This window comes from Stenotrophomonas sp. Sm6012 (assembly GCF_030985895.1).
GTDB lineage: Bacteria > Pseudomonadota > Gammaproteobacteria > Xanthomonadales > Xanthomonadaceae > Stenotrophomonas > Stenotrophomonas forensis.
On sequence record NZ_JAPTFX010000018.1, the window covers coordinates 23,609 to 44,874 of the forward strand.

The window sequence follows — 21,266 nt, forward strand, 5'->3', positions numbered from 1 at the left end:
CCGGTTCCGGCGGCGGCAGCTGTTCCTCGGCGGCCGGTTCGTTGCCCGGCAGGCTGGGACGCTTCTCCATCAGCAGCGACAGCGCGGCCTTGGCCATCATGTGTGCGCTGATCGGCGCGGTGATGAACAGGAACACGGTGATCAGCAGCTCACGCGGCTGCGGGTCCTGGCCGAGGAAGATGTGGTAGCACACCGAACACACCAGCACGCAGCCCACGCCCAGCGTGCTGGCCTTGGTGGGAGCGTGCAGGCGCTTGAAGAACGTGGACAGCTTCACCAGGCCCAATGCCCCGACCAGGATGAAGAAGCAGCCGAACAGCAGCAGGATCGACAGGCCGATCTGGATCGCGGTGATCATTCGACGATGTCCCGGCGCAGCACGAACTTGCTCAGCACCACGGTGCTGCCGAAACCGAGCATGGCGATGACCAGTGCGGCTTCGAAGTAGATCGCGGAGTTCAGGTACATGCCGAACAGCATCAGCTCGGCGATGGCGGTCACCGACAGCGTGTCCAGCGCCAGGATGCGGTCGGGCACGGTCGGGCCGCGCAGCAGGCGCCAGGTAGCCAGCAGCATGGCCAGGCCGACCACGTGCATGCACACCACCAGCGTGGTCTGGATGATCTGGAATCCAGTCATGGGAAGATCTCCATCAACGGGGCTTCGTAACGTCGCTTGATCGTATCGATCAGGTCCTGCGGGTCCTCCAGGTGCAGCACATGCACCATCAGGAACCTGCGGTCGTCGCTGAGCACGGCCGAGACCGTGCCCGGGGTCAGCGTGATCATGCTGGTCAGTGCGGCGATCCCGTGGATGTTGGCGATGTCCAGCGGCAGCCAGATGAAGCCCGGGTGGATGTTCTTCTCCGGGCCCAGCACCTGGATGGCCACGCGGATGTTGGACATCAGGATGTCCCACAGGGTCACGCACAGCAGTTTCGGCAGCGGCCGCAACGTGCCGATGCGGGCGAACTCGCGGTCCAGGCGTGCGGCGAACAGGGGCACCACCACGCCCAGCACCAGCCCCAGCACGATCTGGCCGAGGGTGAAGCTGTCGGACATCAGCAGCCAGAACGCCACCACCATGATGCTGAGCACCGGCGAGGGAATGATGCGGCGGAACAGGGAGCGCTGGGCGGTCATGGCTGGCGGATCTCCGGCGTGGTCGCACGCAGCTGCTGCACGTACTCGCTGGGGTGCAGCAGCTGTGCGGCAGTGGCGTCGGTGTAGCGCATCAGCGGTGCGGCGGCCAGGGTCATGCCGATGCCGTAGGCCAGCAGGATGCAGGCGGCGTACAGCTCGACCCGGCGCAGCCGTGCCTTGCGTGGCGGCGGCGCCTGCGGGTCGACCGGCGGCACGCGCCAGAACAGGCGGATGCCGCCGCGGGTCAGGCCCATGATCACCAGCAGGCTGCTGACCAGCACCGCGGTCCACACCGGGCCGGTGTACTGCGGCGGCATGCCGGCCAGCAGCGCGGCCTTGGCCAGGAAGCCGGACAGGGGCGGCAGGCCGGCCACCGACACCGCGCCGATCAGGAACAGCACCGCCGGCGTTTCCTTGCCCGGCATCGGCGCGACCACTTCCTTGCGGTCGCTGGCGCCGCCGCGGCGGCGGCGGATCAGGTCGGCAATCAGGAACAGCGCCGCGGCCACGAAGCTGCTGTGCGGCAGGTAGTACAGGCCAGCGGAGAGCACCTGCGGCGTACCCACGGCGAAGGCGATGAACAGCGTGGCCGCCGAGACGATCACCAGATACGAGATCAGCACGCGCAGGCGGGTCGCGGCCAATGCACCGAGGCCACCGAGCACCAGCGTCGCCACGCCGGCCCACAGCAGCCAGTCGCGGCCGTAGCCGGCCATCGCACCGGCGTCGTCGCCGAACCACAGCATCTGGATGCGCAGCACCGCGTACAGGCCGACCTTGGTCATGATCGCGAACAGCGCGGCCACTGCCGCCGGGGCACGCGAATAGGCCTCCGGCAGCCACAGGTAGAGCGGCATCAGCGCCGCCTTGGCGCAGAACACCAGCAGCAACAGGCCCATCGTTGCCTTGACCAGGGTCAGCTGTGCCGGCGGCACTTCGGCGATGCGCTGCGACAGCTCGGCCATGTTCAACGAGCCCAGCGAGGCATACAGCAGGCCCAGCGCGATCAGGAACAGGGTCGAGGCGGTGACGTTGAACACCACGTAGTGCAGGCCGATGCGCATGCGCAGGCCGCGGCCGCCGCTGAGCAGCAGGCCATAGGAGGCGATCAGCATCACCTCGAAGAACACGAACAGGTTGAAGATGTCGCCGGTAAGGAACGCGCCGTTGAGGCCGACCAGCTGGAACTGGAACAGCGCATGGAAGTGCGGCGCGCGGCGGTCCCAGCCCGAACAGGCATGCAGCAGGCAGGGAATGGCCAGCAGCAGGGTGGTCAGCAGCATCCACGCCGACAGCCGGTCGGCCACCAGCGCGATGCCCAGCCGCGACGGCCAGTCGCCCAGCAGGTAGACGTTGATCTCACCGCTGGTGGTGGTGGCGAACAGCAGGCCCACCGCCAGCGCCAGCGCCGACAGCGAGGTCCAGGCCACCGCGCGCTGCACCCTGGGGCCGTAGCGGCGGTGTTCGACGAACAGCGACAGCGCAGCACCCAACAGCGGAATCAGGATCGGCAGGATCACCAGATGGTTCATGCGCGGTCCTCGCCCTGGCGCGGCGAAATGCCCTCATCCTGCAGGTCATCATCCGGCTCGTGGGCGTCCACGTGGTCGCTGTGGTTGTCGCTGCGGCTGCGCATGGCCAGCACGATGCTCACCGCGGTCATCGCAAACGCGATGACGATGGCAGTGAGCACCAGCGCCTGCGGCAGCGGGTCGGTGTAGTTGCCGAGGTGGCTGTCCACGCCCTCCTGCAGCACCGGCGCCTTGCCCAGCACCACGCGGCCACCGGCGAAGATCAGCAGGTTGGTCGCGTAGGACAGGAAGGTCAGGCCGAGGATCACATCGAAGCTGCGCGCACGCAGCAGCAGGTAGATGCCGATGGCGGTCAGCACGCCGATCGCGGTAGCCAGGGCCAGTTCCATCAGTGCATCTCCCCGGTGCGTGCCGAACGGCGTTGCAGGTCGATCTCACCCTTGCGGGCGGTGCGGGTGCGCGACGGCTTGATCGTGCCCATCATCGACAGCATCAGCATGGCGCCGCCGAACACCACCAGATAGACGCCGATGTCAAAACCAATCGCGCTGGCCAACGGCACCTCGCCGATCAGCGGCAGGTGCAGGTCGAGGTGGCCGCTGGTCAGGAACGGTACGCCGAACAGCATCGAGGCGCTGCCGCTGAGCAGGGCGATCAGCAGGCCCATGCCGATGCAGCGGATGTAGTCGAAGCCGAAGCGCGATTCCACCGACGCGGTGCCCTGGATCACGTACTGGATCAGCAGCGGCACCGCCAGCACCAGGCCGGCAATGAAGCCACCGCCCGGCGCGTTGTGGCCGCGCAGGAACAGGAAGATCGACACGGTCAGGGTCAGCGGGAACATGATCTGCGCCAGGTCGGCCGGCACCGGCAGCTTGATCGGCGGGCCGGGCATGATCTGCTCCGGTGCCATCCGCGTACGCCGCAGCAGCGCATGCACCACCAGCGCGGCGATGCCGAACACGGTGATCTCGCCGAAGGTATCGAAGCCGCGGAAGTCGACCAGGATCACGTTGACCACGTTCTGCCCATACGCCTCGGGCAGCGCCCGGCCCAGCAGTTCGCCGGCCATGGTGTTGGGCGGCAGGGTCATCGCCGAATAGGCCAGCGCGCCGAGGCCGGCACCGGCGAGGATCGCGATCACCGCATCGCGGCGCTTGCGCCAGCGCGGCCGCTCCGGCCCGGATTGCGCAGGCAGGTAGTTCATGCCCAGCAGCATCAGCACCAGGGTGACCATCTCCACCAGCAGCTGGGTCAGGGCCAGGTCGGGCGCGGACAGGAACACGAAGGTCAGCGCCACCATCAGGCCGACGCCGCCGACCAGCAGCACCGCCAGCAGGCGCTGCTTGTAGACGCGCAGGGTGGCCACTGCACAGGCCATCATCACCAGCCACAGCGCCCAGCCCAGCAGCGGGATCGGCTGCGGTGCGGTCCAGTTCGGCGAGGCCGGATTGGCCACGAACGGCGCCGCAGCAACCACGATCGCCACCAGCACCAGGCCCAGCAGCATGCGCTGCAGGCTGCCGTTGGCGATGCCATTGGTCAGGCGCATGGCCAGCGCGGACACCGCATCCAGCTGGGCATGGAACACGTTGCGACCGGTGCTGACGTTGGTCACGCCGTGCAGGTTGATCAGCTTGCGCAGCCCGAAGTACAGCGCCACGCCACCGACCACGCCGATCGCGCTCATCGCCAGCGGCAGGTTGAAGCCGTGCCACACGGCCAGGCTGTACTCGGGCATGGCCGGGCCGAGGATCGACGCGGCGGCGGCATGCAGCACCGGTGCCACGGTCAGCGCCGGGGCCACGCCCACCGCGATGCAGATCACCACCAGCAACTCCACCGGCACCTTCATCCAGCGCGGCGGCTCGTGCGGCACGCGGTCCAGGTCGTGCGGGCCGGGGCCGAAGAAGGTGTCGTGCACGAAGCGCAGGCTGTAGGCCACGCCGAACACGCCGGCCAGCAGCGCGGCGATCGACACCGCCGTACGCATGATGCCCGGGCCGCCCGCGGTGATCGCTTCGGCGAACAGCATTTCCTTGGACAGGAAGCCGTTGAGCAGCGGAATGCCGGCCATCGCCAGCGAGGCGATGATCGCCAGCGCACTGGTGAACGGCATCAGCCTGCGCAGCCCGCCCAGCTTGCGCATGTCACGGGTGCCGGTCTCGTGGTCGATGATGCCGGCGGCCATGAACAGCGAGGCCTTGAAGGTGGCGTGGTTGAGGATGTGGAACACGCCGGCCACCACCGCCATCGGCGTGGACAGGCCGAACAGCAGGGTGATCAGGCCCAGGTGCGAGATCGTCGAATAGGCCAGCAGGCCCTTCAGGTCGTGCTGGAAGATCGCGTTCCAGGCGCCGATCAGCAGGGTCAGCGCGCCGATGCCGCTGACCGTGTAGAAGAACAGGTCGCTGCCGGCCAGCGCCGGGTGCAGGCGCGCCAGCAGGAACACGCCGGCCTTCACCATGGTGGCCGAATGCAGGTAGGCCGAGACCGGGGTCGGTGCCGCCATCGCGTGCGGCAGCCAGAAGTGGAACGGGAACTGCGCACTCTTGGTGAAGATGCCGGCCAGTACCAGGAACAGCGCGTACGGGTACAGCGCACTGGCGCGGATCTGCTCGCCGGCGGCCAGCACCACATCCAGGTCGAAGCTGCCGACGATGCGGCCGATCAGCAGCACGCCACCGAGCAGGGCCAGGCCACCGCCGCCGGTGATCACCAGCGCCATGCGCGCGCCCTCGCGGGCGTCCTGGCGGTGCGACCAGAAACCGATCAGCAGGAACGAGCTGATGCTGGTCATTTCCCAGAAGATCATCAGCAACAGCAGGTTGCCCGACAGCACCATGCCCAGCATGGCGCCCATGAACAGCAGCAGGTAGCAGTAGAAGCGGTGCGCGCTGTCCTGCTGGCTCAGGTAGTAGCGCGCATACAGCACCACCAGCGCGCCGATGCCCAGCACCAGCCCGGCGAACATCCAGGCCAGCCCGTCCAGGCGCAGGGTGAAGTCCAGGCCGATCTGCGGCAGCCAGGGCACCATCGTGCGCACCACCTGGCCATCGAGTACGGACGGGGTCAGCCAGCCGAGGATGGCCAGCCCACCCAACGGCGCCAGCGCCGCCAGCCAGGCAGCAGTCGAGCGCGAACTACGGGGGAAGGCCGCAACGGCCGCTGCCATCAGGAAGGGCAGGGCCAGCAGCAGGGGCAGGCTGGGGAGCATGCAGGGAATCCATGATTCACGAGCAGGTCAGGGAGGATAACAGGCTGCGAAATGTCGCCGAAACCCATCGAACAGCGATCAATTGCATGTAACGTCCGCTGATTCATCTTTTTTGCGGCGCAGCATCACGTTCCTGCATCACCTCCCCGGTTGCCCTCGGGGGACACCCTACGCCCGCGCAGGGAGACCGCAGCCCCTGTCGCACAGGGGCTGGCGTCGACGGGCGGGACGTGGGGAGCGGTTCACCGGCGCAGGCTGGCAGGGCCGCCGTCGAGTGCGGGTGATGGACCCCGCCCGTTCAGGAAACGACGGCCGCTGTCGGCCGCCGGCACTTCAGTAGCGCCAGTCGAGCTTGCGGTAAGCCTTGGCCATCACCCAGGCCGGGCCGATCAGCAGGTAGGTCAGGTCGGTCAGGAAGCTGGGCTTGCGGCCCTCGAACTTGTGGCCGATGAACTGTGCGACCCACGCCACCACGAACACGCCCACGGCCAGCCAGAACAGGTTGTGCAGGCCGATTTCGGCCTCCAGCAGGCGGCACAGGCAGCCGAACACGAAGAACTGGATGAGCATGCCGATGCCCAGCGGGCGCGACAGCTTGTTGTAGAAGCACCAGGCGCTGAACATCGCGAACGCCGACCAGATGCCGTACTGGAACCAGGTAATCAGTGGCGGCAGGCACCACAGCAGGGCCACCACCGACCAGAGGATGGCCGGCACCGCCACCACATGGATGCGCTGGTTGATCACATTGCGGTGGTCGTCGGAGTAGCTGGCGAAGTAGCGGTCGATCGGCCGCGCAAGCTGGGTGGTGGTCTGCATGCTGCGTTGCTTCCTCGGACAACGTTAGTGCCGGCCGCTGGCCGGCAATCCAGAGCATAGCCGAGTTCGCGAGGTTGCCGGCCAGCGGCCGGCACTACCCCATTCAGAACGCCCCCGGACCTTCCGGCGGGGGGCGCAGGGGGATCAGTCGACGCTGATCCCGGCCAGGCGCTGCAGCGCCTCGGCGTACTTGGCGCGGGTGCGCTCGATGATGTCGGCCGGGATGCTCGGGCCCGGAGCGGTCTTGCCCCAGTCCAGCGTCTCCAGGTAATCACGCACGAACTGCTTGTCGTAGCTCGGCGGGCTGGTGCCCACTTCGTACTCGTCGGCCGGCCAGTAACGCGAGGAATCCGGGGTCAGCATCTCATCCATGATGTACAGGCGGCCATCGGCATCGGTGCCGAACTCGAACTTGGTGTCGGCCAGGATGATGCCGCGCTCGCGGGCGTAATCGGCGGCGAACTTGTAGATGCGCAGGGTGGCATCACGCACGCGCTCGGCCAGGTCCGCACCCACCTGCTTGACCATCGCATCGAAATCGATGTTCTCGTCATGGTCGCCGACGGCGGCCTTGGTCGAGGGGGTGAAGATCGGCTCCGGCAGCTGCTCGGCCTGGCGCAGGCCATCGGGAAGGTCGATGCCGCTGACCTTGCCGGTGCGCTGGTAGTCCTTCCAGCCGCTGCCGATCAGGTAGCCGCGGGCGATCGCTTCCACCGGTACCGGCTTCAGCTTGCGGGTGACCACCGCACGCTTGGCGTACAGGGCTGGGTCCACGCCTTCGGGCAGCACGCTGGCCACGTCGATGCCGGTCAGGTGGTTGGGCATCAGGTGCGCGGTCTTGGCGAACCAGAAGTTGGAGACCTGGCAGAGCATCTCGCCCTTGCCCGGGATCGGGTCGGGCAGCACCACGTCGAACGCCGACAGGCGATCGGTGGCGACCATCAGCAGGTACTCGCCCGGCGGGGTTCCGGCTGGCAGCCGCTCGCGCGGGATATCGAACACATCACGCACCTTGCCGCGATGGCGCAAGGGCAGGCCGGGGAGATCGGATTGCAACAGCGTGGTTGGCACGGGCACTCCTGGGGCGTTGTCGATACGGCTGCTGCCCAACGGACCCGGCGGGCCCGCTGACCAGCGGGCGGCCTAGTGTAAAGCGGTCCGGGCCCGCTGTGACGTAAAATGAGCGTCCATTTCGTCGGTCGACCCCGGAGCGCCATGCGCTGGTACGGAAAACTGCTCGGATTCATCGCCGGCGCCCTGCTGTTCCGGCCCAATCCGCTGTTCGGCGCGGTGGTCGGCCTGTTAATCGGCCATGCCTTCGACTCGGACTGGTTCCGCCTGAACAAGGAGAACCCGTACCGGGAGCTGGGGCTGACCTCGGAGGCCACCGATGCCGAGGTCGAGCGCGCCTATCGCAAGCTGATCTCCCAGTACCACCCCGACAAGCTTGGCGGCGCCGCCCCCGAGCTGCAGCAGCAGGCCGAGCAGAAGTCGCGGCGGATCAATGCCGCCTACGACCGCATCAAGACCCTGCGCAAGCGCTGACCCTTTTCCCCTCGTTGCAAGGCCCGGCCATGTCCAACTGCCTCATCGCCCCGTCCATCCTGTCCGCCAACTTCGCCCGCCTCGGCGAGGAAGTCGACAACGTCCTCGCCGCCGGCGCGGACTGGGTCCACTTCGACGTGATGGACAACCACTACGTGCCGAACCTGACCATCGGCCCGATGGTCTGCCAGGCCCTGCGCAAGCACGGCGTGACCGCGCCGATCGACGTGCACCTGATGGTCGAGCCGGTGGACCGCATCATCCCGGACTTCGCCGAAGCCGGTGCCACCTACATCAGCTTCCACCCGGAAGCGAGCCGCCACGTGCACCGCACCATCCAGCTGATCCGCTCGCTGGGCTGCAAGCCGGGCATCGTGCTCAATCCGGCCACCCCGGTGGACATCCTCGACTGGGTACTGGACGACCTGGATCTGGTGCTGCTGATGTCGGTCAACCCGGGCTTCGGCGGCCAGGCCTTCATTCCCTCGGCGCTGGACAAGCTGCGCGTGGTGCGCAAGATGATCGATGCCAGCGGCAAGGACATCCGCCTGGAGATCGACGGCGGCGTGAAGGCCGACAACATCGGCGAGATCGCTGCGGCCGGTGCCGACACCTTCGTCGCCGGTTCGGCCATCTTCAACGCCAAGACCAGCTACCAGGACGTGATCGCGCAGATGCGCGCCAACGTCGCTGCGGCACGGGGCTGAGCCATGAGTACGGTGGCCGTGTTGAACATCCGCCCGGCCACCGTCGCCGATGCCGGCCTGATCCTGCATTTCATCCGCGAGCTGGCCATCTACGAGAAGGCCGAGCAGTCGGTGCAGACCGACGAGATCGGCATTGCCGAGAGCCTGTTCGGTGCCGACGCCACGGCACGCGCACTGATCTGCGAAGCCGACGGCGAAGCGATCGGCTACGCGGTGTATTTCTACAACTACTCCACCTGGCTGGGCCGCAAGGGCATCTACCTGGAAGACCTCTACGTCAGCCAGGAAAAGCGCGGCGCAGGCGCGGGCAAGGCGCTGCTGAAGTACATCGCGCGCCAGGCCGTGGCCGAAGGCTGCGGTCGCTTCGAATGGTCGGTGCTGGACTGGAATACCCCGGCCATCGAGTTCTATACCGCTGCCGGCGCCAAGCCGCAGGACGAGTGGACCGTGTACCGGCTGCAGGGCCAGGCGCTGCACGATTTCGCCAACGGTTGAGGCCCGTGGGGGCAAACCCCAGTTGGGTGGGTGCGAACCCCAGTTGGGTGGGTACGAACCGCAACCCGGTGGGTGCGAACCTTGGTTCGCACTCCCTGTGAACTCCAAAAAAAAGACCACGCCAATCACTGGCGTGGCCCTGCTGCATGCGTGGGAGGCTGATCCTGCCTCCATCCATCGTCCCTGCTATGGCCTTCCATTCTCCGGTAGCTGAATGACATCTGCGTGACATTCACTGCGGACAAACAGCGCATTGCTAGCCTGTGCCACCCCCGCACCGGAAGCACTGCATGACCATCCCGCGCTGGCGCCTGATCCTCAACGGAAAATCCGCGGGCAACGACGAGCTGCGCGACGCCGTCGGCCATTGGCGCGGACAGGGCGTGCAGCTGGACGTGCGGGTGACCTGGGAAGAGGGGGATGCCGAACGTTACGTGGCCGAAGCGATCGACCACGGCGTGGACGTGATCGTTGCCGCTGGTGGCGACGGCACGCTCAGCGCGGTGGCGGAAACGCTGGCGCATCGCGAGGAACCTGCCGATGCGCTGCCCTCGCTGGCGCTGATTCCGATGGGGACGGCCAACGATTTCGCTACCTCGGCCGGCATTCCGACCGAACCGAAGGACGCCTTCGCGCTGATCGGGCAGGCGCGGCCGCACGCCATCGACCTGCTGCGCGTGGATGCTGATGGCACGCCCTGGTGGTGCGCCAATCTCGCCAGCGGGGGCTTCGGTACGCAGGTCACCGTGGAAACCGATGCTGGCCTGAAGAAGATGCTGGGTGGGCTGGCCTACGTGATCACCGGCATTGCCAAACTGGGGCGGATCGAGCCGATCAGTGCGCGCCTGTCGGGCCCCGATTTCGCCTGGGAAGGCGATTTCATCGCACTGGGCATCGGCAACGGTCGCCAGGCCGGTGGCGGCCAGCAGCTGTGCCCGCAGGCACTGATCGACGATGGGCTGCTGGATGTAACGGTGCTGCCGGAGCTGGAAGGCGAGGTGACCGCCACGCTGGGCCAGATGCTGAAGTCGGGCACCCAGGCCGCGCTGGAACAGCTGGCCACGCGCGCGCGGCTGCCGTGGCTGCAGATCGCATCCGAGCGTGCGCTGACGCTCAATCTGGATGGCGAACCGGTGCAGGCTCGCCAGTTCCGCATCGCGTGCGTGCCGGGCAGGGTGCGGATGCATCTGCCGGCCGGCTGCCCGTTGCTGGTTGGAGTCTCCGGCATCAATGGTGGGCCGTAGCGCCGGTCTCCCTGGCCGCCCCGGACTCGCCGTGATTCAGGTTCACAGGGTTCCCCTCCCGCCCATGCTGCGATACAGTCAAGGGGTGTCCAGCCTGACGACCCCGCATACCCTTTCTTCCGCACGCCGTTGGTGGCGATGGTGGCCCGTTGCCGTCGTCCGCCCCCATAACGCTGTGTCCCGGAAGGAAAGTCGTCTTGAACTCGCACGCTCAGTTTCAGCTGCAGGCCGCTGAAGGCCACACCCACATTCCCGTTGTCCGCGAAGTGCTGTCCGACCTGGACACGCCGCTTTCGGTCTATCTGAAGCTCGCCGACGGCCCCAATACCTACCTGTTTGAATCCGTCGAAGGCGGCGAGCGCTTTGGTCGTTACTCGATCATCGGCCTGCCGGCGCGCCGCGTGTACGCCTTCCACGGCCACACGCTGACCGTGCGCGAGGACGGCCAGGTGGTGGAAACCCGCGAAGTGGCCGATCCCTTCGCCGAGGTCGAGGCGCTGCGCAGCGCCCACTCGGTGCCCAAGCTGGACGGCCTGCCGGGCTTCACCGGTGGCCTGGTCGGCTGGTTCGGCTTCGAGTGCATCGGCTACATCGAACCGCGCCTGGCACCGCCGGCCGGCCGCGATGAACTGGGTACCCCGGACATCCTGCTGCTCGATTCCAACGAGCTGGCGGTGTTCGACAACCTCAAGGGCCGGCTGTACCTGATCGTGCATGCCGACCCGCGCGTCGACGGCGCCTTCGAGCAGGCCCAGGCCCGTTTGGATGCACTGACCGCCAAGCTGCGCGCGCCGGGTGCCGGCTATCCGGCGCCGCTCAACAGCGACGTGCTGGACGAATCCGATTTCGTCTCGGGGTTCACCCGCGAAGGCTTCGTCGATGCGGTCCAGCGCAGCAAGGAATACATCCGCGCCGGTGACATCTTCCAGGTAGTGCTCAGCCAGCGCTTGAGCGTGCCGTTCAAGGCGCGCCCGGTGGATGTGTACCGTGCGCTGCGGGCGCTGAATCCTTCGCCGTACATGTATTTCCTGGATGTCGGTGACCTGCAGGTGGTCGGTTCTTCGCCGGAAATCCTGGTACGCCTGCAACATACTGATGACGGCGTGGGCGAAGTCACCGTGCGTCCGATTGCCGGTACCCGTCCGCGCGGTGCGACCGTCGAGCAGGACCTGGCGCTGGAGGCCGAGCTGCTGGCCGACCCGAAGGAGCGCGCCGAGCACCTGATGCTGATCGACCTCGGCCGCAACGACGCCGGTCGCGTATCGAAGGCCGGCACCGTGGAGGTGGGCGAGCAGTTCGTGATCGAGCGTTACAGCCACGTCATGCACATCGTCAGCGAAGTGACCGGGCAGCTGCAGCCGGGCCTGAGCTATGCCGATGTGCTGCGTGCCACCTTCCCGGCCGGTACGGTCAGCGGTGCGCCGAAGATCCGTGCGCTGGAAGTGATCCGCGAGCTGGAACCGATCAAGCGCAATGTCTACGCCGGCAGCATCGGCTACATCGGCTGGCATGGCGATGCCGATACCGCGATTGCGATCCGCACCGCGGTGATCAAGGACGGCCGCCTGTACGTGCAGGCCGGCGCCGGCATCGTCTACGACTCGGACCCGGACAAGGAATGGGACGAGACGATGAACAAGGGCCGCGCGCTGTTCCGCGCCGTCGCCCAGGCCGCCAAGGGGTTGTAGTTGCCGGGCGCCCTGTTGAGTGCCCGGTCGGCATGGGCATGTCCGCTGATGTGACGGGCCGTCGCCTCCCAGCACGGCCGTACGATTCACCCCTTACCTGTGAATGCCTTGCTTCCGATGATTCGAAGCGCTGTTGTTCCAATCGACTGGAACTCTTTGGATCCGTGCAAAGGTGCGGCGAGCTTTATCATGGCAGTCACATCTGCATCCTCACCTCCCCACGCATCCAGATAGGATGCATCGATGGAACCGGATACGGACACCGACTGGCCTGGTGCTACTGCGGTCAAGTTGGAGAGAAGGGCGCCATCGAGCATGTGCGAGGGAAGCGTCAGTTGGCGCTGCGTCCGGTTGTCATGAAGAACAATGTAAGGGCCACCGTAGCGAATGAATTCCAATGGCAGATTGATGGGCGTGTCCTTGATGTTCCTGACGCTGATATCGAAGGCAATTCTGTCGCCATCAAAGATGCAGGGAGTCTGCCCCTTGCAGCTGGCAGTCATTTCAAAGTCAGGATTTCTATCCATGGAGCGATCTCCTGCGTTGAGTAGGCTGCTGAATCCCATTGCAATGCAAAAGGCTATCTGACGCTGCATTCGATTCTCCTACCCGTGTGGCGCGCTAGAAATTCTTGAACTTCCAGAGCGATCTGCCACGCATGCCTGAGCTCTACGCTGGTGTTGTTCTGGGTTGAATTGATTGTGGCGCCCGGATCGTCATCTGCCTTGTTTGCTGGAATCTGTAGGGCATCTGGGCTCAATGTTCCATCGGGGCGGTAATATCTCAATGTCCACGTGTTCATCCGGTCGTAGGAATACTCGTCAGCTACGCCGAAGCAATGTGCATACTCATGCGCAAAGGTCCATGTGGTTGTTTCCTTCCACACGTTGATATTCATGTTTACGACGTGCTCACGCAGTTGGCTTGGACTTACATTCATTGCGTAGTGATGGCCTCTGGCAACCCATTCGACTTTGAATACTATGGGGAAGGTTCTGATGCCGCACGGGGCATCGGATATCTCCAGAGTGAATTTGTTGTTCCACAGTGTCTGAATGCCTGCCTCCAACCGCGACTTGGCCGCGTCCATGTCCTCTTGCGAAACTGTTGCGCCAGCACCTGAGCCAGTTCGCACAGCCGTTGCCTTGATACGAACCAGTACTTGCACATCGCCTGTGGATTTCAGTGGTACGGAGATTTCGAACTTTCTTTGCAGGCTTAGGTCCAGAGGGTTCCCGTTCTCGTCATGCACGAGGTAGTAGCGTCCATGTGCATTTGTCGCTACCTCAATCTCGTGATCCTCGGCCCAGCATACTGAAGCCCTTCGCCTTGATCTGAGCGTGGATCTTCGATCCGGCGACTCTGCCGGAATGTTCGAAGTGGCGCCTGCCTGGCGCGTCGTAGCCGTGGGTGGTGCCTGGGCACTGGGGGCCGATGCAACTCCCTGATCCACAAAAACCAGGTTCTGCCGCCCCGCAATCAGCCAGCATCCACAACTTGTCCGGTCGCCATGCCGGGCAGCGGCGTTCCCATCCACGATCAGCGTGGCATCGCCGGTAATGATCGTGCCGGGCCCATGCGCCGCACAGATCGTGCGGTCACCTACTCGGGCCATGGGCCGTCCCTCGATATCGGTGAACGGTGAGCCGGTGAGAACGCTGCCGCCACTACTGAGTCTGTCGCCCACGACGATGAACAATCGCGCCATCCTGGCGCTCCTGTGCTGCTGGAGAGTGCGAAGGAGGATGAGCGGCCGGGAAAGCCGCCTCAATCGCACTGGCGCGCAACTGCAAGGGCGGTCACATAGGGCCAGGTGGAAGTCTGCAAAACCAGGACGGAGCCCTTTCCGCACCAAGGCAATTGCGTCATGCACGAGGTGGCCCCCGATTCTGCTCCCTGATCAGGCAGATAAATCTCCCCGCCCCGGGGCGTTCGGGATCTGATACGCTTGGACCCATACACCGCAACGGCGCTTCCAGGCCGCTGCCTCCGGTAATCGCCCCCAGAGTAGTCCGATGACCCGCACCCTGCTGAACAACGTAGCCAAGTGGTGGCGCTTCCAATAGGAAGCGGCAGGTCGTCGCGGTCCCGGACCGCACCTTGCCGCCGTATCGGCGGGCAAGATCCAATAGAACGCTCCCCGGCACGGCGGCTCCCCCAACAGGAGCTGGTTGATTGCTGCACAAAGCGTACCCCCACAGACTTATGCGACGTTGCGGCCACCCGGAGTGGGCGCCTCGCCCGGCTGTGCGTACTGCCCGCAGCAACGAGCCTCCCGCCGTCCTCACCTGCCGACAAGGAACACCGCATGAAGCTGCTTAGCGCATGGTTGTTGTCGTCCACCCTGGCCCTGATGGCCCCGTCTGCGTGGGCGCAGGCCAACACCATTCCCTCGCAGCCGCACCTGCTGGTGAAGGGCGAGGCACGCCGCGTGGTGATGCCGGACCGGTTCGGCCTGCAGCTGAACATCGAAGAGACCGACATGGATGCCGATGCCGCGCGGCGCCGCGTGCAGGACAACGTCGCCCGCGTGCTGGGGCTGTTCAAGCAGTACAAGGCGGAGGAAGGCAGCGTGCGTGCGGATAACCTGCGCATTGGTCCTGCAACGCGCTATGAGCAGAGCCGGCAGGTCTTCATCGGTACCCGCGTAGGGCGCCAGCTGCGTGCCAGCTTCGCCAGCGTGAAGGCGATGCAGGATGTGCTGGGTGCGCTGAAGGCCAATGAGAACGTGCAGGTCAGCAGCGTGGCTCCAACCTATTCGGGCGAAGTGGCGCTGCGACGCGAACTCAAGGGCGAGGCGGCGGCACAGACGCGCGAGTCCGCGCAGGGCCTGGCCAAGGCTTACGGCACGAAGCTGCGCGGCCTGTACAGCATCTCCGATGTGGCGCCGAACTTTGCCTATGGCGTGCAGGCGGGGAATTGGCCTCGCGTCGACGACACGTTCGCGCCGCCCGCGCCGCCCGCGCCGCAGAACAGCATCGAGGCCACCGGTTCGAACATACGCGAGTCGATCGAAGCCGGCCCCATCACCTACACCGAAAACGTGTACGCCATTTTCCTGATAAGCGACGGAACCTGACCATGTTGTGGATGATCGACAACTACGACAGCTTCACCTACAACCTCGTGCAGTACCTGCAGACGCTCGGCGCCGAGGTGAAGGTGGTGCGCAACGATGCGATGAGCGTGGATGAGATTGCCGCGCAGAAACCCGAGCGCATCGTCATCTCGCCTGGCCCGTGCACACCCAATGAAGCGGGCGTGTCGCTGGAACTGATCGAGCGCCTGGGCCCGACCACGCCGATCCTCGGCGTCTGCCTGGGCCACCAGGGCATCGGCCAGGTCTACGGCGGTACGGTCATCCGCGCCGGCAACATCATGCACGGCAAGACTTCGCCCATCCGCCACCAGGGCAAGGGCGTGTTCGCCGGCCTGCCGGACCGTTACCAGGCCACCCGCTACCACTCGCTGGTGGTGGACAAGAACCGCCTGCCGGACTGCCTGGAAGTGACCGCCTGGACCGAGAACGAGGACGGCTCGATCGAAGAGATCATGGGCCTGCGCCACCGCCAGTTCCCGGTGGAAGGCGTGCAGTTCCATCCCGAATCCATCCTCACCGAACACGGCCACGCCCTGCTGCGCAATTTCCTGCAGCGCCCGGCGGCCTGATCCAAGGAGCATTCCCATGAGCTTCTCCCCCCAGGAAGCCCTGCAGCGCACCATCGAGCACCGCGAAATCTTCTTCGACGAAATGGTCGACCTGATGCGGCAGATCATGCGCGGCGACGTCTCGCCGATGATGACCGCCGCCATCCTCACCGGCCTGCGGGTGAAGAAGGAAACCATCGACGAGATCGCCGCAGCGGCCACCGTGATGCGCGAGTTCGCGCTGGCGGTGCCGGTGGCCGATCCCACCCACCTGGTCGATATCGTCGGCACCGGTGGCGATGGCTCGCACACCTTCAACATCTCCACCTGCGCGATGTTCGTCGCCGCCGCCGCCGGTGCGCGCGTGGCCAAGCACGGCAACCGCAGTGTGTCGTCCAAATCCGGCAGCGCCGATGCGGTGGAAGCGCTGGGCGCGGCCATCGAACTGCAGCCGGCCCAGGTGGCCGCTGCGATCGAACAGACCGGCATCGGCTTCATGTTCGCGCCGATCCATCATCCGTCGATGAAGGTAGTGGCGCCGGTACGCCGCGAGATGGGCGTGCGCACCATCTTCAACATCCTCGGCCCGCTGACCAACCCGGCCAGTGCACCGTCGGTGCTGATGGGCGTGTTCCACCCCGATCTGGTCGGCATCCAGGCGCGCGTGCTGCGCGAACTGGGCACCGAGCGCGCCATGGTGGTCTGGGGCCGCGACAACATGGACGAGATCTCGCTGGGTGCCGGCACCCTGGTGGGCGAGCTGCGCGATGGCAAGGTGCGCGAGTACGAGATCCATCCGGAGGACTTCGGCATTGCCATGTCGGCCAGCCGCAACCTGCGCGTGGACAGCCCGGAGCAGTCCATCGCGATGCTGCGCGCGGTGCTGGACAACACCCCGGGCCCGGCGCTGGACATTGTTGCCCTGAACGCCGGTGCCGCCCTGTACGTGGCCGGCGTGGCCAGCGACATCGGCGACGGCCTGGCCCGCGCCCGTGCCGCCATCGCCAACGGCAGCGCCCGCCAGCGCCTGCAGCAGTACGTTGACACCACCCGCGCGCTGGTTGCCTGAGCGCGCGGTTCAGCCTGACCCACCCGATGGCCGATAATGGCCGTCCTCACCGCCCCCGCATTGAACCGACGACGATGAGCGACATCCTGCAGACGATCCTGGCCCGCAAGGCCGAAGAAGTGGCCCAGCGCCGCGCCCAGCGCCCGCTCGAGGAGCTGCAGGCCGCCCTGGCCAGCGCCCCGCCGGTACGTGGCTTCGTGCGCGCGCTGCAGGCCGCGGTGGCCAACGGCGACCCGGCGGTGATCGCCGAGGTGAAGAAGGCCAGCCCGTCCAAGGGCGTGATCCGTCCGGACTTCCGCCCGGCCGACATCGCCGTCAGTTACGAGTTTGGTGGCGCCAGCTGCCTGTCGGTGCTGACCGACGTGGACTTCTTCCAGGGCGCCGACGCCTACCTGCAGCAGGCCCGCGAGGCCTGCACGCTGCCGGTGCTGCGCAAGGACTTCGTGATCGACGCCTACCAGGTGTACGAGGCGCGCGTGCTGGGCGCCGACTGCATCCTGCTGATCGTTGCCGCGTTGGACGATACCCAGCTGGCCACCCTGTCCGAACTGGCGCTGTCGCTGGGCATGGACGTGCTGGTGGAAGTGCACGACATCGATGAACTGGAGCGCGCGCTGCAGGTGCCGGCGCCAATGATCGGCATCAACAACCGCAACCTGCGCACCTTCGAGGTCTCGCTGCAGACCACGCTGGACATGCAGAACGCCGTGCCGCGCGACCGCCTGCTGGTGACCGAGAGCGGCATCCTCGGCCCGCAGGAGGTGGCGCTGATGCGCGACGCCGGCATCCACGCGTTCCTGGTCGGCGAGGCCTTCATGCGCGTGGAAGAGCCGGGCGAGGGCCTGCGTCAGCTATTCTTCGCAGCATGACAACGCACTATCCAACGCCGCGCGGGGATGCGCCGCTGGTGGTCTTCGACTTCGACCACACCCTCTACGACGGCGATTCGGGCACCCACCTGTTCGCCTCGCTGATCAAGCGCAATCCGCTGCGCATGCTGGCCGCGCTGCTGGTCACGCCGATCGCCGGGCCGATGGTGGCGATGCTGCCGACCCGTCGTGCCGGCATTTCGGTCTATGTATGGATCGGCAGCTTCGGCCTCCATCGCGCGCGCGACTTCAACAAGGTGATTGACGCCTACGTGCTGCGCAATGAGGCGCAGATGCGCGCCAAGCTGCTGCCGCAGGCGCTGGACGTCTTTGCGGCGCATCGCGCCAAGGGCGATCGCGTCGTGGTCGCCACCGGCGCGCCCCCCGAGCTGGCGCGCGCGATCCTGGCCTTTGTCGCCCACCAGGACGTGCCGGTGATCGGCACCGAGGTCGGCCCGCGACTGGGCGGGGTCGGCCCGACCCGGCACTGCCACAACGAAGAGAAGATGCGCATGCTGCGCGAGCGCGGCTATGGCGATATCGACATTGCCTATTCCGACAGCACTGCCGACCTGCCGCTGTTGCTGGCCGCCAAGGCGCCGGTGGTGGTGAACCCGAAGCCGGGCAAGGTGGACTTCTTCCGCCGCGTGCTGCCGGCCGGCACTACCGAACTCCGTGCATGCATCGCAGGGCCATGCCCGGCGAGCGCTCAGCGCGCCAGGTACCCGCTCAGCGCGTGGCCGATCTGGAACAGGCTGATGCCCAGCACCAGCACGCCGACGGCCACCAGCACCCAGCGCTCCTTCAGGCGCTTCACCAGCAGTGCGGCCACCGGGGCAGCCATCATCCCGCCGATCAGCAGGCCGGCCACGATCTGCAGGTGATGCAGGCCCATCGACAGCAGGAACGTTGCTGAAACCGTCAGGGTGACCACGAACTCGGCGGCGTTCACCGTGCCGATGGTGGTGCGCGCCTGGCCGCCACGGGCGAGCAGGGTGGAGGTGGCTACCGGTCCCCATCCGCCACCGCCGCTGGCATCCAGGAAGCCAGCCACGAAGCCCAGCACGGGTACCCGCTTGACCTCGCCCTTGGGCATCAGGCGGCCGGCGGCACGGGCCAGGATGATGATGGCCAGCACCAGCAGGTAGAGATAGATGAGCGGGCGGATCACCTCGCCGGGCAGCTGGGTCAGCCCGTAGGCACCGACTGCGCCGCCTACCGCGCCGGGCAGGGCGAGGCGCAGGAACAAGCGCTTATCGACATTGCCGGCGACCAGATGCGACACACCGGAGGCGCCAGTGGTGAAGACCTCAGCGGTGTGGATGGCGGCGCTGGCCTGCGCGGGCGGAATGCCCATGGCCAGCATCACCGACGACGACACCAGCCCAAACGCCATGCCCAGTGCGCCGTCGACCAGCTGTGCGCCGAGGCCGATGAGGATGAACCACCAGAATGCGCTGCTCAGTTCCATGCACCGAGCCTAGCGCGCAAAGGAGTGCGGACCAAGGTCCGCACCCACCGGGTGCTCAACGGTCAACGGGTGCCGTACAGCACCACGGTCTTGCCGCGGGCATGCAGCAGGCCGTCGGTCTGCAGCTTCTTCAGCACGCGGCCGGCCATCTCGCGCGAGCAGCCGACCAGGCGCGCCAGTTCCTGGCGCGAGACGCGCAGCTGGCTGCCCTGCGGATGGCTCATCGCCTCCGGCTCCTGCGCCAGGTCGTGCAGGGTGCGCACGATCCGGTCGGTAACGTCCAGGAACGCCAGGCGGCTGGCCTTGCGGCTGGTGTCGAGCAGGCGCTTGGAGATCTGCTGGCCCAGCGCATACAGCAGGCGCGGGGCGTCGGCCGACAGCGGGCCGAGGAACAGCTGGTGCAGGCGTTCGTAGCTGATTTCGGCCAGTTCACAGGCGGTACGGGTCCGCAGGATCACCTCGCGGCGGTCCGATTCGACGAACAGGCCCATCTCGCCCACGAACTCGCCGGCACCGAAGTAGCCCAGCACAAGCTCGCGATCGTCATCTTCCTCGGCCATGATCGAGACCGAGCCGCTGATGACGTAATACAGGGTTCCCGCCGGGTCACCGGGTCGGAAGACGTCGGTACGGGTGGGATATCGCCGCCTGTGGCTGTGCGCCAGGAAACGATCGATGGTGGCGATATCCAGGGCCAGTGGACTGCTAGCTAGGCGCACGGTTGACACGATAGGGGCGCTCCCTCTGCGCATGAACGGATTCACGGGGTCGATAGCGGAGCTTAACCAGCGCAATTGTTAAGGGCAAACAGTGTGCCAGAACTCTTGCGTCTTCACGTTCCCCCCGGGGGCAGTTTGCCCCATAATTCCCCCTTTCCCTTCTTACACAGGAATCGACCGCCGTGGTCAAGCCGTTGCCTCGCCTGAGGCTGCAGGGTTTCAACAACCTCACCAAGGCGCTGAGCTTCAACATCTATGACGTGTGTTACGCGCGCACCGAAGAGGAGCGTCAGCGTTACATTGAATACATCGATGAAGAGTACAACGCCGACAGGCTGACTCAAATCTTGACCGATGTCGCCGAGATCATCGGCGCCAACATCCTGAACGTGGCCCGCCAGGACTACGACCCGCAGGGTGCCTCGGTGACCATCCTGATCTCCGAAGAGCCGGTGATCGACAAGAAGCAGGCCGGCAAGGAGCTGATCTCCGACGCCGTGGTCGCGCACATGGACAAGAGCCACATCACCGTCCATACCTACCCGGAAACCCATCCGCAGGAAGGTATCGCGACGTTCCGCGCGGACATCGACGTGGCCACCTGTGGCGTCATTTCCCCGCTGAAGGCCCTGAACTACCTGATCGAAAGCCTTGAGTCGGACATCGTGATCATGGATTACCGCGTCCGTGGCTTCACCCGCGATGTGAAGGGCAAGAAGCACTACATCGACCACAAGATCAACTCGATCCAGAACTTCCTGGCCAAGAACATCAAGTCGCGCTACGAGATGTTCGACGTCAACGTCTACCAGGAAAACATCTTCCACACCAAGATGCACCTGAAGGACTTCGACCTGGACCAGTACCTGTTCGAGGAAAAGGCCAAGAACCTGTCGTTCAAGGAACGCATGAAGATCGAAGCGCTGCTCAAGCGCGAGATCGAAGAGCTGTTCCACGGTCGCAACCTGTCCGAGTAAGCCCCATGCGCGATGCCCGCAGGCATCGCCACCCAGGCGGGACGACCCGCCCTGTGGAGCCCCTGTGCCGCGCAAGCGTCATGGCTCCACGGTGATGTACCGACCCACGGCCCGGTGTGAAAAC

Annotated in this window: 21 protein-coding genes and 2 pseudogenes; 11 read left to right on the top strand and 12 right to left on the bottom strand. The window is 65.9% G+C overall.

What is annotated here, in order from left to right:
• Positions 1-13 precede the first annotated feature (13 nt).
• From O0J73_RS05445 to O0J73_RS05480, 8 genes and pseudogenes are all read right to left on the bottom strand, one after another.
• Positions 14-358: pseudogene (locus tag O0J73_RS05445) on the bottom strand (Na+/H+ antiporter subunit G); the annotation flags it as partial.
• Positions 355-639, bottom strand: a complete 285-nt coding sequence (locus O0J73_RS05450) for a K+/H+ antiporter subunit F (protein ID WP_006399171.1) — start codon at positions 637-639, stop codon at positions 355-357. The pseudogene O0J73_RS05445 and the gene O0J73_RS05450, both read right to left, overlap by 4 nt.
• Positions 636-1,142 carry a Na+/H+ antiporter subunit E gene (locus O0J73_RS05455; protein WP_006474206.1) on the bottom strand — a complete coding sequence of 169 codons (507 nt, stop codon included), beginning with the start codon at positions 1,140-1,142 and terminating at the stop codon, positions 636-638. Before O0J73_RS05455 ends, O0J73_RS05450 begins: the two co-directional genes overlap by 4 nt.
• Positions 1,139-2,674 (bottom strand): monovalent cation/H+ antiporter subunit D, encoded by a 1,536-nt coding sequence (locus tag O0J73_RS05460; RefSeq protein WP_006474205.1) that lies wholly within the window; start codon positions 2,672-2,674, stop codon positions 1,139-1,141. Before O0J73_RS05460 ends, O0J73_RS05455 begins: the two co-directional genes overlap by 4 nt.
• Complete coding sequence (locus O0J73_RS05465; protein WP_308308183.1) at positions 2,671-3,063, bottom strand: Na+/H+ antiporter subunit C; 393 nt, start codon at positions 3,061-3,063, stop codon at positions 2,671-2,673. Before O0J73_RS05465 ends, O0J73_RS05460 begins: the two co-directional genes overlap by 4 nt.
• Complete coding sequence (locus O0J73_RS05470) at positions 3,063-5,891, bottom strand: monovalent cation/H+ antiporter subunit A (protein WP_308308184.1); 2,829 nt, start codon at positions 5,889-5,891, stop codon at positions 3,063-3,065. Before O0J73_RS05470 ends, O0J73_RS05465 begins: the two co-directional genes overlap by 1 nt.
• A 333-nt stretch (positions 5,892-6,224) precedes the next feature.
• Complete coding sequence (locus tag O0J73_RS05475; protein WP_049456234.1) at positions 6,225-6,710, bottom strand: Mpo1-like protein; 486 nt, start codon at positions 6,708-6,710, stop codon at positions 6,225-6,227.
• 144 nt (positions 6,711-6,854) lie between these two features.
• On the bottom strand, positions 6,855-7,781 hold the full coding sequence (locus O0J73_RS05480; protein WP_197564877.1) for a phosphoribosylaminoimidazolesuccinocarboxamide synthase: 927 nt from the start codon (positions 7,779-7,781) through the stop codon (positions 6,855-6,857).
• 144 nt (positions 7,782-7,925) lie between these two features.
• On the opposite strand from O0J73_RS05480, the gene O0J73_RS05485 reads away from it, so the two are divergent.
• From O0J73_RS05485 to trpE, 5 genes are all read left to right on the top strand, one after another.
• The gene (locus O0J73_RS05485; protein ID WP_005411327.1) at positions 7,926-8,255 is read left to right on the top strand and encodes a DnaJ domain-containing protein; all 330 of its coding nucleotides are present in this window, start codon (positions 7,926-7,928) and stop codon (positions 8,253-8,255) included.
• A gap of 29 nt (positions 8,256-8,284) precedes the next feature.
• Positions 8,285-8,962 carry a ribulose-phosphate 3-epimerase gene (gene rpe, locus O0J73_RS05490; protein WP_010482664.1) on the top strand — a complete coding sequence of 226 codons (678 nt, stop codon included), beginning with the start codon at positions 8,285-8,287 and terminating at the stop codon, positions 8,960-8,962.
• A gap of 12 nt (positions 8,963-8,974) precedes the next feature.
• Positions 8,975-9,457: a GNAT family N-acetyltransferase gene (locus tag O0J73_RS05495; protein ID WP_308308190.1), complete on the top strand. Its 483-nt coding sequence runs from the start codon at positions 8,975-8,977 to the stop codon at positions 9,455-9,457.
• 290 nt (positions 9,458-9,747) lie between these two features.
• On the top strand, positions 9,748-10,701 hold the full coding sequence (yegS, locus tag O0J73_RS05500; RefSeq protein ID WP_308308185.1) for a lipid kinase YegS: 954 nt from the start codon (positions 9,748-9,750) through the stop codon (positions 10,699-10,701).
• Between the two features lie 197 nt (positions 10,702-10,898).
• The gene (gene trpE / locus O0J73_RS05505; protein ID WP_006474076.1) at positions 10,899-12,389 is read left to right on the top strand and encodes an anthranilate synthase component I; all 1,491 of its coding nucleotides are present in this window, start codon (positions 10,899-10,901) and stop codon (positions 12,387-12,389) included.
• Between the two features lie 86 nt (positions 12,390-12,475).
• On the opposite strand, the gene O0J73_RS05510 is transcribed toward trpE, so the two are convergent.
• Both O0J73_RS05510 and O0J73_RS05515 read right to left on the bottom strand, forming a co-directional pair.
• Positions 12,476-12,985: a hypothetical protein gene (locus tag O0J73_RS05510; protein WP_308308186.1), complete on the bottom strand. Its 510-nt coding sequence runs from the start codon at positions 12,983-12,985 to the stop codon at positions 12,476-12,478.
• Complete coding sequence (locus O0J73_RS05515; protein WP_308308187.1) at positions 12,970-14,097, bottom strand: PAAR domain-containing protein; 1,128 nt, start codon at positions 14,095-14,097, stop codon at positions 12,970-12,972. The genes O0J73_RS05510 and O0J73_RS05515 overlap by 16 nt, the downstream gene beginning before the upstream one ends.
• A 600-nt stretch (positions 14,098-14,697) precedes the next feature.
• On the opposite strand from O0J73_RS05515, the gene O0J73_RS05520 reads away from it, so the two are divergent.
• The 5 genes and pseudogenes from O0J73_RS05520 to O0J73_RS05540 all read left to right on the top strand — a co-directional run.
• Positions 14,698-15,468, top strand: coding sequence for an SIMPL domain-containing protein (locus tag O0J73_RS05520; protein WP_308308188.1), 771 nt, complete (start codon positions 14,698-14,700; stop codon positions 15,466-15,468).
• 2 nt (positions 15,469-15,470) lie between these two features.
• Entirely contained in the window at positions 15,471-16,058 is a 588-nt protein-coding gene (locus O0J73_RS05525; protein ID WP_006474038.1) for an aminodeoxychorismate/anthranilate synthase component II, read from the top strand.
• Positions 16,059-16,074: 16 nt separating this feature from the next.
• Complete coding sequence (trpD, locus tag O0J73_RS05530) at positions 16,075-17,106, top strand: anthranilate phosphoribosyltransferase (RefSeq protein WP_006474036.1); 1,032 nt, start codon at positions 16,075-16,077, stop codon at positions 17,104-17,106.
• Between the two features lie 74 nt (positions 17,107-17,180).
• Entirely contained in the window at positions 17,181-17,975 is a 795-nt protein-coding gene (gene trpC / locus O0J73_RS05535; RefSeq protein WP_308308189.1) for an indole-3-glycerol phosphate synthase TrpC, read from the top strand.
• Positions 17,972-18,640 (top strand): annotated as a pseudogene (locus O0J73_RS05540) (haloacid dehalogenase-like hydrolase); the annotation flags it as partial. The gene trpC and the pseudogene O0J73_RS05540, both read left to right, overlap by 4 nt.
• A gap of 44 nt (positions 18,641-18,684) precedes the next feature.
• On the opposite strand, the gene O0J73_RS05545 reads toward O0J73_RS05540, so the two are convergent.
• Both O0J73_RS05545 and crp read right to left on the bottom strand, forming a co-directional pair.
• Positions 18,685-19,446 (bottom strand): sulfite exporter TauE/SafE family protein, encoded by a 762-nt coding sequence (locus O0J73_RS05545; protein ID WP_006473912.1) that lies wholly within the window; start codon positions 19,444-19,446, stop codon positions 18,685-18,687.
• Between the two features lie 62 nt (positions 19,447-19,508).
• Positions 19,509-20,198, bottom strand: coding sequence for a cAMP-activated global transcriptional regulator CRP (crp, locus tag O0J73_RS05550; protein ID WP_010482649.1), 690 nt, complete (start codon positions 20,196-20,198; stop codon positions 19,509-19,511).
• A 149-nt stretch (positions 20,199-20,347) separates the two neighbouring features.
• Here crp and speD point away from each other — a divergent pair, with 149 nt between their 5' ends.
• Positions 20,348-21,142, top strand: coding sequence for an adenosylmethionine decarboxylase (gene speD / locus O0J73_RS05555; RefSeq protein ID WP_006473908.1), 795 nt, complete (start codon positions 20,348-20,350; stop codon positions 21,140-21,142).
• Positions 21,143-21,266: the final 124 nt, after the last annotated feature.